This is a genomic window from Bacillus sp. AM 13(2015) (assembly GCF_001518755.1).
Lineage (GTDB): Bacteria > Bacillota > Bacilli > Bacillales > Bacillaceae > Bacillus > Bacillus safensis.
In genome coordinates this window covers 38,224-49,867 of record NZ_LKCP01000054.1, presented here as the reverse complement: position 1 = coordinate 49,867, position 11,644 = coordinate 38,224, and the positions used below count along the sequence as shown (strand labels likewise).

The window sequence follows — 11,644 nt, the reverse complement described above, 5'->3', positions numbered from 1 at the left end:
AAACTAAACGGAACGACATCAGGCCAAAATAACAAATCTTGAACAGAGTTTATTTTCGTTGCAACATGTACAAAATGAGAAGAATTCAATCATCGAAATGAAAGCAGTCATTCAAGAACTTGAAGATAGAGAAAAAGATTTAAAACATGTGTTTGAAAAGCTGATCGATCGTATCGTAATTGATCCAAATGGGAAAATAAACATCTATTACAGATTCAAATGACAGCACGGATAAAGATTTGCAAAAGGTACGCTTAGCAAATGCCATGCAAAAGCTAGGAGTCAAAGGCCGTTCACAGGCCGTAGTCGAGCTTCTGCGTATGGGTGAGCTAGAGCTCTAAAGTCAGCCGGTTTTCCTTCCATATCGGGAAGGAACCGGTTATTTCTATATGGTTTCCATGAGTCTCTTCTTGCATTTTCTTTGAAAAACGAGGAAAATAGACATGTACGTTTTAATCAAAGTGAGATGCTATAGTGAGGTATCAATAAAATGGAAACGAATGAGTCTGGCCATGTTGCAGAGATTGAAAAATCATTGCGCCACATTGCTGCAATTATTAAGCAAAAAGGCAGAGAAATCCTGAATCAATATACAATTACACCTCCACAATTCATCGGGCTTCAGTGGCTCTATGAATTCGGAGATATGACAATAGGTGAGCTGTCACAAAAGATGTATTTGGCTTGCAGCACAACCACTGATTTAATTGATAGAATGGAAAAAAGTGAACTTGTCGAACGGGTGAAAGATCCATCTGACCGCCGCGTGGTTCGCATTCATTTATTGCCTGAAGGCGAGAGGATCATTCAAGAAGTGATTGCTAAACGCCAAGAATACGTCAGTGAACTTCTAGGGGCTTTCTCAGAAGAAGAAGCCATCGTTTTCAACCAATCCTTAACGAAACTACAGCAGCAAATGAAAAGAAAATGAGGCGATTTTGTTGGATCAACCAATCGGCGTCATTGATTCCGGCGTCGGCGGTTTAACCGTTGCAAAGGAAATCATGAGACAACTGCCAAAAGAAAACATCATTTATGTAGGCGATACAAAACGATGTCCATATGGCCCTCGTAAAGAAGAAGAAGTTCTTCAATATACTTGGGAAATGGCGCACTACTTATTAAAACACCACCATATTAAAATGCTCGTCATTGCGTGCAACACAGCAACAGCGATCGCACTGGACGAAATCAAAGCAACGCTTGATATTCCGGTCATTGGTGTCATTCAGCCCGGCGCCCGCACAGCGATCAAGGTGACAAACAACCAGCATATTGGCGTTATTGGCACAGTCAATACGATCAAAAGCGAGGCATACAAAGAAGCACTGCTGTCACTAAAAGCAGGTCTAACAGTTCAAAGTCTGGCGTGTCCGCTCCTTGTCCCATTTGTGGAAAGCGGTACGTTTTTAGATCAGACAGCAGAGGCAGTCGTGAAAGATTCCCTTGAACCGATGAAAGAAACAGGAATTGATACACTTATTCTTGGCTGCACACACTATCCAATTTTAAAAGAACCGATTCAGCGCTTTATGGGCAGTGATGTCAGCATCATTTCATCAGGGGATGAGACAGCGAGAGAAGCAAGTACGATTCTTTCATATAAAGGGCTGTTAAATACCTCTAAAGAAGCACCTGTCCATACATTTTACACAACAGGGCAGCAGCAAAATTTTCAAAACATCGCTCGTGACTGGTTTGGCTACCTGCCAGGGAAGGTCGAAACCGTGTCACTTGAACATATCTACCAGCAATAACCCGCTTCTATTTGAAGTGGGTTATTTTTTTATGAAAAGGGTCTAATCCTCGGGGGGAGCTCGTATACATAGTAGTACAAACTACTAGAGGAGGGTGAAGTATGCTGAAAAAAGGATCTACAGCAGCTGTTACGTGTATCGCGTCAGCCATGCTTTTGTCAGGATGCGGATTGTTTCAAACAGACCAAGCGAAAACAGAGATTGATCCACCACAAAACGTCACATATGTGAAAGAAAATAAAGAAGATAAACAAACAGCCAAAGAAGGAAAAGAAGAGAAGCAGGCAGATACGGTGATGAGAGAATTATATTTAATTGATAAAAACGGGTATGTCGTATCTCAATCCATTCCGCTGCCGAAAAATGAAGGAAGTGCCAAACAAACCCTTGAATATCTCGTGGACGGGGGACCTATTTCTAACTTAATGCCGAATGGATTCAGAGCAGTGTTGCCTGCGGACACGAGCGTATCTGTCGATATTAAAGATGGAACGGCGATTGTGGATTTTTCAAATGAATTTAAAAACTATAAAAAAGAAGACGAACAGCGAATCCTGCAATCTGTTACTTGGACGTTAACACAGTTTGATTCCATAGCCAAAGTCAAATTGAAGATGAATGGACATGAACTAAAAGAAATGCCTGTGAACGGTACACCCATCTCAGATGATTTAAGCAGAGAAGACGGGATTAATATCCAGCACGAGGCTGCCGCTGATATGACTTCAACAAAGCCTGTTACTGTCTACTATTTAGCTGAATCTGATGAACAGACCTACTACGTTCCGGTCACCACAAGAGCACCAAAAGACGAGGATGATCCGATTACAGCAGCAATTGATGAGCTCGTCTCTGGACCAAGCAAAAAAAGCCATTTGCTTACAGACTTTGATCAAGATGTGAAGCTGAATGATGTACCAAAAGTAAAAGATGGACATGTGACACTTGATTTCAACGAATCTATTTTTGGCAGTGCAGATGAAAAGAAAAAGGTGATTTCACAAAAAGTTCTTAATAGCATTGTGCTCACATTAACCGAGCTGCCGGACGTCAAAAGCGTATCTGTTAAGGTCAACGGCAAGGCTGAGCTTGTGAACGAAAAAGGAGCAGAGCTCACAAAGCCGGTTTCACGACCAGAACAAGTGAATACAGGTAGTTTTTAACGTCACACATTGATATAATGGAGAAAAAGAGGCATGCATATTCGCTGCCTCTTTTTTATTCCGAGCGGTTAGAACAAGCCGAGGTTGTCAAAGTTAGTAGGAGAACCCCGCTGGCATACGCGCGGAATGTATATCGTAACGGAGGTAAAACATGAGATTAGATGAAAGACAATATGACGAATTGAGAAAAATTGAAATAGAGGCAGGCTACATCACGCACCCAGAAGGCTCTGTCTTAATCTCAGCGGGAAATACGAAGGTGATTTGTAACGCATCGATCGAAGACCGCGTACCTCCTTTTTTAAGAGGAGAAGGAAAAGGCTGGATTACAGCAGAATATAGCATGCTACCAAGAGCAACTGCACAAAGAACGATAAGAGAATCATCTAAAGGAAAAGTCACAGGACGTACGATGGAGATCCAGCGTTTAATTGGACGAGCACTCCGCGCAGTCGTTGACTTAGAAAAGCTTGGCGAACGCACGATTTGGATTGATTGTGATGTCATTCAAGCAGACGGCGGCACACGCACAGCGTCCATCACAGGTGCTTTTGTTGCCATGACACTCGCGATTCAAAAGCTGCGAGCTGAAGGAGTCATCAAAGAAAACCCGATTACTGATTATTTAGCGGCGATATCCGTCGGAATTGATTCTCAGCAAGGTCTTCTGTTAGATTTAAACTATGAAGAAGATTCTTCTGCTGAAGTAGATATGAATGTCATCATGACAGGCGCTGGACGCTTTGTTGAACTTCAAGGAACAGGTGAAGAAGCGACATTCTCAAGAGAACAGCTAAACGGACTGCTTGATTTAGCCGAAAAGGGCATCAAAGAATTAATCGAAATGCAAAAAGCAGTAACAGGAGAAGTCATCGAATAAAGAGAAGGGTTTGATCAGGATGAAAACAGCCATCATTGCAACGCACAATGCGGGCAAAGCGAAAGAATTCAAAGCCATTCTTGAGCCAAAAGGATTCACGGTCAAAACACTAGCAGACATCGGCTTTACTGAAGAGATTGAAGAAACAGGACAAACCTTCGAAGAAAATGCCATCATCAAAGCGGAGGCTATTCAAGCCAAAGCAGGTGAAATGGTCATTGCAGACGATTCCGGTCTGTCGATTGATTATCTAGGCGGGAAACCTGGCGTGTATTCAGCGAGATACGCAGGTGAGCATAAAGATGATGCGGAGAATGTGGAAAAAGTGCTGAGCGAACTTCAAGGCATTGAAAAAGAAGACCGCACAGCCAGATTCAGATGTGCCCTTGCTGTCAGTATACCGGGAAAAGAAACAAAAACGGTAGAAGGATCAGTAGAAGGCTTCATCGCAGAAAAACCAATCGGCGAAAATGGCTTCGGATACGACCCAATTTTCATAGTCAAAGACAAAGACCAGACGATGGCCGAGTTATCACCAGAGGAGAAAAACAAGATCAGCCATCGAGCGGTCGCGCTTCAAAAGCTTTCATCACTGCTAGACGCAAATGAATAAGGGGGAATGAAGCCATGAAGATACTCATTATTAGTGACAGTCATGGACTCACAGACGAACTTCAAACCATTGCCAAACGGCATGAGGCTGAAGTCGACATGATGATCCACTGCGGAGATTCAGAACTCGAAACGAACCACCCAGCACTCGAAGGATACAAAGTCGTCAAAGGAAATTGTGACTTTATGGGCGATTTTGAAGAAGAGCTCCTGCTCCCACTTGATGGAGGCGGAAAACTATTTCTCACTCACGGACATCTGCATGGCATCAAACAATCCTTACTTCAAGTCTACTACCGTGCAGAAGAGCTAGGCGCAGACATTATCTGCTTTGGTCACTCGCACATTCCAGGCAGTGAACTGCTAAGAGGAAAACTCCTCATTAACCCTGGCAGCGTACACTTGCCAAGAGTGCGAAAAGAGCGCAGCTATGCTATACTGACACTAGATGGAAGCGAAGCAAACGTACAGTTTTTCACGGACGAAGGTCAGGTCATACAAGATCTCGAAAACACTGTCACATTGGAAGGTATTTCATAAGGGTGCAGCATTTGCCCCTTATGAAAAAACTTTCGAAAAACCGTTGACTTTAAAGAACAATAGTAATATAATAAATCTTGTCGCTGAGGTAATACACCACAGCATATTACATAACAACATGTCCCAGTAGCTCAGCAGGATAGAGCAACGGCCTTCTAAGCCGTCGGTCGGGAGTTCGAATCTCTCCTGGGACGTAATTAATTAATGAATGATTACAAAAAAAACGTCTAACCTAATATTTGGACGTTTTTTTGATTGCTTATTTCCCGGCTTTGAAATAGTCTTTTAAAATCAAGTGATGTGTTCAAGTAAATTTAATAAAACAAAGCAGTAAAAAGATGTATTTAATTAATTTTTATTTATAGAACTAATAATTTCAATTCGATCTTGAATGCTTCCTGTATCGAGTTCGCTCAATAATGTTTCTATCTCTCCACTAATTTTAAACTTATAAATCCCATCTTCTTGTATGAGGTGCACTCCTATATCACAAGTTCTACTTACTTGTTTTGAGCTAAGTGAAATATCTTTAAAAATATTAAGCATTATCCTTAAACTACCCCAAAAATCTTTCTCACCAATATTTAAATCATATTTTTTTTCTGTGAATTTAATCCTATTGGGAGATTCAAGGAAATCTCCTGGATATACAATATTTATTGATCCATTTTCTAAAATTGTGAGATTTGTTCCAAAATGTTTGTTTGAGAGAAATCCAACTCTAAGGAAAATACTCGTTTCATTAGCACCTATCCAAGAAGCGACTACTACGCTGGCATCTATATCTTCTTCAAATATTGGATTTTCAGATTTACATGCATCTAGTACACTTTTAAATAAAATTTCAATATTATTTGTATCTTTAATTTCATGTGATGCTAATGTTTCTTTTAGTTTAAATAGATAATCGGACAGACCTGCTCCACTCGCCCATCCCATATTTCTCAAGTTAACAAGTTTAACATGACCATCTTCAAAACCATGTTCTTGGTAGCGCCCGAAGTTTATTCTGTTATCAGATAGAATAATTGAAAATTCTTTATTTACATATGATAAAACTGCAGTCAACTTTACCCCTCCTTATGGCTATATTTCGCTAGATAGTTACATTTATCCTCTAAAAATAAAAATTCACACTTAATGAAAACTTAAAGAATCTATGAAAAATCATAAAATTAGTAAGCTTTCATAACATAAATAACTAAAAAGCTCCATGATTTGATTCTAACTTAAACATTACTATTGTTCCCAAAGAATAATTTTATTTATATAATAGTAAAAAATGAAGTTGATCTTAATAGACCTGTTTTTAAAATTATCAATTTCACAATTGGGATCTATGTTCCAAACATGCCTTTGAAAAGTGCTGAAAGGAATGATCACTTGTAAAATATCAATCCAACAAACCTACTATATGAAAATGGAGAGACAACAAACCACTCAGAAGGTAATCAATTATTCGCCAAACAGATCGGTCATATAGAGATCACGAGCGGTCATATCGCTGCCTGTGATCCTTTTGTTTCAGAAGGGACCAATCGTTTACAAGGAAAGTTACTCTAGGAAAATATCCTATTCTACTTTTAGTAAAGCGATTAGAAAGTGGTGACGAACGCGTCGTCTATGCAATGATCAAGTTTACAAACGAGCAACCAATAGAATGGGAGCTTGCCACAAGATCAGGACAGGATATCAAACAATTGAAAGAAGACGAGTTCTTCGGCTACGGTGTAAATGCGGGAATGGGCTGTTTCATTGATGCGGAGGCAGCACTATATCTTCAAGCTTATGAGGATAAACGATATAAAGAGGACAATGATTTTTATCTTTATGAGGAATTTGCAGAAGCGCTTGAACAAAACTACAAGCACACATGGGGCTGGCTCGTCACCCGTTTCATGACAAGGTGGACATTGCCATGTTTACGACAGGTTTCGGTGACGGGATGTACCCAAGCTTTTGGGGGCAAGATAAAAACGGGGAACCAGCTTGCCTTGTGACGGATTTTCTAATAATGGACTGAGAAGAAACCCATGAATCATCATGGATTTTTTAATGGGGAAATAGAAAAATATGAGTAATGCCAGCAATTAATTAATATAAATATGAAATAATTCAAATGTGAAAGTTTGATTTTAAAAATTTATAGGTGCATTGGGGAAACAGTAAGTAAATAAGTAATAAATATATATATAAGTAACAAAAACATGAAAAAAATAAATAACTATCCGATATTTGTTATGTAAACAAATAGAAGGAGTGTGGTTATCTTGAAAAAATGGCTTTTTATTTTCATTTTATTATTTTCTGCATTAAGTTATCCATTACAATCTATTAAAGCAGAAAAAGCAGAAACGCTTGAATGGGAAAAACGAGCAGAATTGCCGGATGCAAGAGTAGGTGCTGTAAGTGAAGTGTATGAGGGGAAAATTTACGTAATTGGTGGAACAGGTCCGAGCAAGCAATTTACTAATACTACTTATGTATACGATACTAAGCAAGATAAGTGGTCAGAAAAAGCTAGTATGAAAACAGGCCGTATGGGTGCTGCCAGTGTTATTGTAGGTGATCATATATATGTAATGGGTGGTAGAACAGAACAAGGACTTACAAATAGTGTAGAAGTTTATAATATCAAAACAGATACATGGGAGGGTGTAGAAGATCTCCCATTTGAATTTAAGATAGCTCCATATGATTTATATGCAGGTGTTATAGATAATAAAATCTATATTTTGGGTTATAGAAGTACCTTAAAGCATTTGGTGGACAGTAACACGTATAGTTACGATATAAAAACAAAAGAATGGACAAAGAAGAAAAAATTCGAAAATGACGCTCCAGCTGGAGATTCTGTAGTTATAAAAAATAAACTCTATGTTTTATCTGGACAAGCAACGTTTGAATACGATCCATCAATAGATCAGTGGACAAGTTTAGGACTGGGGGGAATTGGGAGTTATTATGATGCATTGAACTTTGAAGATTTAATTATAAGAACAGGTGGAGTTCCCAAAGTCACTCTCTATGATAAAAAAACTAAGACATCAAGAACTATCCCTAATTCTTCAGCTCCTTATCGAATGGGGCACGTATCTGCCATTGTTGATGATACACTTTACGTAATTGGAGGTATTCCGCAAAGTAATGATACCCCTACCCACGCTAGGGACAATTTCAAATCTAATTTATCTATTTCACTAAAAAGTCTTAAGAACAGTGATACTACAGCTCCTTCAGGTGAGAAAGACCCGGATCCAGCAACACCACCAAAAACTAATCCAGGAGACAAAGACCCAGAACCAACAACACCGCCTAAAGACGATGCAACAAATGAAGACGGCGATGCACTACTCATCATCACAATGGTCAATGGCTTGCAAAAAGAGTATGACCTCTCCATGAAAGAAGTCAACGCTTTCCTATCATGGTACAAAAAGCGTGATGCAGGAGAAGGTCCAGGTTTTTATGAAATTGACGAGCATGACAATAACAAAGGTCCATTTGAAAGTAAAAAGGATTATGTAGTGTTTAAAAACATTCTCATGTTCGAAGTCAATAAATATAAGAAGTAATTGAAATCAAAGCCATCTAGTCGCCTAGGTGGCTTTTGCGTTAGTTCGACAGCTTTCAGCAATTTTAAGGCAAATTTAAGCTCGGATTTTATTTCAAATGTATTAAATCTTTGTTACAATAAGACAGCTTTGCTCAAAAGAGACATTCCAAGGTTCGACATTTTTTTAGCAATTCTTAAAAATTTTATGGTTTGATATGAAACTCTTTTGATGATCCATGCGTCTCTATAAGTGTCAAAAGAAAAGAGGTTATCAATATGCTATTCAAAAAGCTATCAGAAAATAAGTCTGTAAAATGGATAGGATATACAAGCTTTTACTTACTTATTTTGCTATTATTGTTCTTTATTTACGGATTCCACACAGCAAATACGGGATCATTCATTTACAACGATTTTTAATTGGAGATTAAACTATGAAACTATTACACACGATTCATGAATACCAGCAAACGAAACCAACACAGCCAGCATTTGTTTCTCAACAGGCGTCGATCACATATGGTGAGCTTTGGCATTTATCAGACCAAATGGCTGGTGCGATCGATGCAGTCGCAGCTGGCAGTGAACCTGTCATTGTATACGGTCATATGGAGCCAGAGATGCTGATTTCTTTCTTAGGCAGTGTAAAATCAGGCAGACCTTATATTCCGGTAGACATCTCGATACCTGTCGAGCGCATCGTCTCAATCATTGAAAGCTCAAAAGCCAGTCTATTGATATGTGCAAATGAGCAGAATGTATTAGATGTAGAAGAGCACATTGAAGTGAAGAGTGCGGCATCGCTTTTAGCACTTGAAAAAGAAGCACCGCCATCCACGCAGTGGGTTCAACAAGATGATGTTTTCTACATTATTTATACGTCTGGCAGTACCGGAAAACCGAAAGGCGTTCAGGTAACCGCCAATAATTTAGAAAGCTTTACAGAGTGGATGTGCCAGGATTTCCCAATTGGTGAGGGACGCACATTCTTAAATCAAGCACCATTTTCTTTTGACTTATCAGTGATGGATCTCTATCCAGCGCTTCAATCAGGCGGCACGCTTTACTGTTTAGTAAAAGATCTTGTCAACAAGCCAAAGGATATGTTTGCAGCACTTGGTCAATCTGACGTTGAAGTGTGGACATCAACACCATCCTTTGTACAAATGTGCTTAATGGACCCTTCCTTTACAGGAGAGCTTTTACCAGAGCTGAAAGTTTTCTTGTTCTGCGGTGAGGCGCTTCCTGTAGCTGTAGCAAGTGCACTTCTGGAGCGTTTTCCAAAGGCGCAGGTCTTTAATACGTATGGTCCAACTGAAGCAACTGTTGCGATCACATCGATTGAAGTCACGCAGGAGATTCTTGATCAGCACGATTCTTTACCAGTCGGCTATGCCAAACCTGATACAGATATCGTCATTTTAAATGAAGAAGGCAAGACACTTGCTGATGGTGAAAAAGGCGAAATTGTCATCGTGGGGCCAAGCGTTACGAGAGGCTACTTAGGTGAACAAGCCTTAACGGATAAAGTGTTCTTTGAATACGAAGGACGCCCTGCTTACCGCACAGGTGACGCAGGTGTGGCGCAGGATGGATTAATTACGTGCCATGGTCGTCTTGACTATCAAATTAAGCTTCATGGATATCGGATGGAGCTTGAAGAAATTGAATATCATGTAAGCGAGACAACCTATGTCAATGCTTGTGTGATTGTGCCATTCCAGCCAAACGGTCATGTCGAGTACTTGATTGCAGCGATTGTTCCAGCAGCTCATTCATTTGAAAAAGAGTATCAGCTGACAAGTGCGATTAAGAAAGAAATGGCGGATTCACTGCCAGCGTACATGATTCCAAGAAAGTTTGTCTATCTGGAGCAGCTGTACATGACACCAAACGGGAAGGTTGACCGTAAGAGAATTGCGAAAGAGGTTCTTCTATGATTCCGTTTAGTTCATTCTTTTTCTTCATTCTAATTGGTATTCTTCTTTTGCCGACAATCATTCTTGGTCTTCGCGGCAAAAGAATGCAGGGCTACAACATGTTTGCAACGGTTGTGGCACTCGCGCTTATTTTCTCAAAGGATGCACATGGCGCACTGCTGCTCTTCTTGTTCACGGTGTGGCAAGTCTTAATCATTCGCCTGTACCTTGCATACCGGTTAAAGGCGAATCAGGCATCCGTTTTCTATGCAGCAGTGGTGGCATCAATTTTGCCGCTTGTGCTGTCAAAGGTATTACCGTTCTTTTTAACTCATCACCCGCACCAGCCGCCGCCAATTAACTGGCTGAGCTTTTTGGGGATCTCGTACTTAACATTTAAAGGTGTTCAGTTAATTATCGAGACAAGAGACGGCTTGATTAAGAAGAAAATTCCGATTCATCGTTTGGTCTATTTCATTGTCTTTTTCCCGACGATTTCATCAGGTCCGATTGACCGTTACCGCCGATTTGAAAAAGATATGGATACACCGCCTGAAAAGGAAGCATACAGTGATCTTCTGTATTCCGGTATTCATAAAATTTTCATTGGCTTCTTATATAAGTTCATTATTGGTTATCTGATTCACACGTATATTCTGATGAATATTCATCACATTAGCAGCAGTCACTTTGTTCAGCAGTTAACGTATATGTATGCTTACAGCATGTATTTGTTCTTTGACTTTGCTGGATATACAGCATTTGCTGTAGGTGTGAGTTATATTATGGGCATTAAATCGCCAGAGAACTTTAATAAACCGTTTATCAGCCGCAATATTAAAGACTTCTGGAATCGCTGGCACATGTCCCTGTCCTTCTGGTTCAGAGACTACGTGTTTATGAGATTTGTGTTCTTTATGACCAAAAAGAAGTGGATCAAGAACCGTATGGCTGTATCAAATATCGGGTACTTTGTCCTCTTTCTATTGATGGGTGCTTGGCATGGTCTTGCCCTTCAATATATTATTTACGGACTATATCATGCAGTTGTCATGTCCGGTTACAATTTATTTGAGAAATGGAATAAAAAGCACAAGTGGTGGCCGGATAATAAGGTCACAATGGTTGTGTCAATCATTATTACATTCCATGTGATTTGTTTCGGATTTTATATTTTTTCAGGAAAACCATTTCATCATTAATCATTAAGGGAGTAG

General features: G+C 39.7%; 13 protein-coding genes, 1 tRNA gene and 2 pseudogenes. 15 read left to right on the top strand and 1 reads right to left on the bottom strand.

What is annotated here, in order from left to right; translation table 11 throughout:
* Positions 1-58 precede the first annotated feature (58 nt).
* From AOQ70_RS19565 to AOQ70_RS08540, 9 genes and pseudogenes are all read left to right on the top strand, one after another.
* Positions 59-223, top strand: a complete 165-nt coding sequence (locus tag AOQ70_RS19565; RefSeq protein WP_156417740.1) for a hypothetical protein — start codon at positions 59-61, stop codon at positions 221-223.
* A gap of 31 nt (positions 224-254) precedes the next feature.
* A pseudogene (locus tag AOQ70_RS19235) lies at positions 255-341 on the top strand (hypothetical protein); the annotation flags it as partial.
* A gap of 149 nt (positions 342-490) precedes the next feature.
* Positions 491-931, top strand: a complete 441-nt coding sequence (locus AOQ70_RS08570) for a MarR family winged helix-turn-helix transcriptional regulator (RefSeq protein ID WP_024423206.1) — start codon at positions 491-493, stop codon at positions 929-931.
* Positions 932-938: 7 nt separating this feature from the next.
* Positions 939-1,757: a glutamate racemase gene (racE, locus tag AOQ70_RS08565; protein WP_126681500.1), complete on the top strand. Its 819-nt coding sequence runs from the start codon at positions 939-941 to the stop codon at positions 1,755-1,757.
* A gap of 101 nt (positions 1,758-1,858) precedes the next feature.
* A complete protein-coding gene (locus AOQ70_RS08560; RefSeq protein WP_039180469.1) occupies positions 1,859-2,920 on the top strand; it encodes a GerMN domain-containing protein in 1,062 nt (353 codons plus the stop codon).
* A gap of 151 nt (positions 2,921-3,071) precedes the next feature.
* The gene (gene rph, locus AOQ70_RS08555) at positions 3,072-3,800 is read left to right on the top strand and encodes a ribonuclease PH (RefSeq protein ID WP_059375738.1); all 729 of its coding nucleotides are present in this window, start codon (positions 3,072-3,074) and stop codon (positions 3,798-3,800) included.
* Between the two features lie 10 nt (positions 3,801-3,810).
* Positions 3,811-4,413 carry an XTP/dITP diphosphatase gene (locus AOQ70_RS08550; RefSeq protein WP_162860205.1) on the top strand — a complete coding sequence of 201 codons (603 nt, stop codon included), beginning with the start codon at positions 3,811-3,813 and terminating at the stop codon, positions 4,411-4,413.
* Positions 4,414-4,427: 14 nt separating this feature from the next.
* The gene (locus AOQ70_RS08545) at positions 4,428-4,952 is read left to right on the top strand and encodes a YfcE family phosphodiesterase (protein WP_039180464.1); all 525 of its coding nucleotides are present in this window, start codon (positions 4,428-4,430) and stop codon (positions 4,950-4,952) included.
* A 120-nt stretch (positions 4,953-5,072) separates the two neighbouring features.
* Positions 5,073-5,146 (top strand) — tRNA-Arg (locus tag AOQ70_RS08540).
* A 154-nt stretch (positions 5,147-5,300) separates the two neighbouring features.
* On the opposite strand, the gene AOQ70_RS08535 is transcribed toward AOQ70_RS08540, so the two are convergent.
* Positions 5,301-6,020 (bottom strand): hypothetical protein, encoded by a 720-nt coding sequence (locus tag AOQ70_RS08535; RefSeq protein WP_059375735.1) that lies wholly within the window; start codon positions 6,018-6,020, stop codon positions 5,301-5,303.
* A 479-nt stretch (positions 6,021-6,499) separates the two neighbouring features.
* Between AOQ70_RS08535 and AOQ70_RS08530 the strand changes: the two are divergent.
* The 6 genes and pseudogenes from AOQ70_RS08530 to dltB form a co-directional block, all read left to right on the top strand.
* Positions 6,500-6,811, top strand: a pseudogene (locus AOQ70_RS08530) (DUF4241 domain-containing protein); the annotation flags it as partial.
* A gap of 14 nt (positions 6,812-6,825) precedes the next feature.
* Positions 6,826-6,975, top strand: coding sequence for a DUF4241 domain-containing protein (locus AOQ70_RS20175; protein ID WP_394722197.1), 150 nt, complete (start codon positions 6,826-6,828; stop codon positions 6,973-6,975).
* Between the two features lie 247 nt (positions 6,976-7,222).
* Complete coding sequence (locus AOQ70_RS08525) at positions 7,223-8,527, top strand: Kelch repeat-containing protein (RefSeq protein WP_059375729.1); 1,305 nt, start codon at positions 7,223-7,225, stop codon at positions 8,525-8,527.
* 251 nt (positions 8,528-8,778) lie between these two features.
* Positions 8,779-8,928 carry a teichoic acid D-Ala incorporation-associated protein DltX gene (locus AOQ70_RS08520; RefSeq protein ID WP_024427820.1) on the top strand — a complete coding sequence of 50 codons (150 nt, stop codon included), beginning with the start codon at positions 8,779-8,781 and terminating at the stop codon, positions 8,926-8,928.
* A gap of 14 nt (positions 8,929-8,942) precedes the next feature.
* Positions 8,943-10,448, top strand: a complete 1,506-nt coding sequence (gene dltA / locus AOQ70_RS08515) for a D-alanine--poly(phosphoribitol) ligase subunit DltA (protein WP_059375725.1) — start codon at positions 8,943-8,945, stop codon at positions 10,446-10,448.
* Positions 10,445-11,629, top strand: coding sequence for a D-alanyl-lipoteichoic acid biosynthesis protein DltB (gene dltB / locus AOQ70_RS08510; protein WP_059375721.1), 1,185 nt, complete (start codon positions 10,445-10,447; stop codon positions 11,627-11,629). Before dltA ends, dltB begins: the two co-directional genes overlap by 4 nt.
* Positions 11,630-11,644: the final 15 nt, after the last annotated feature.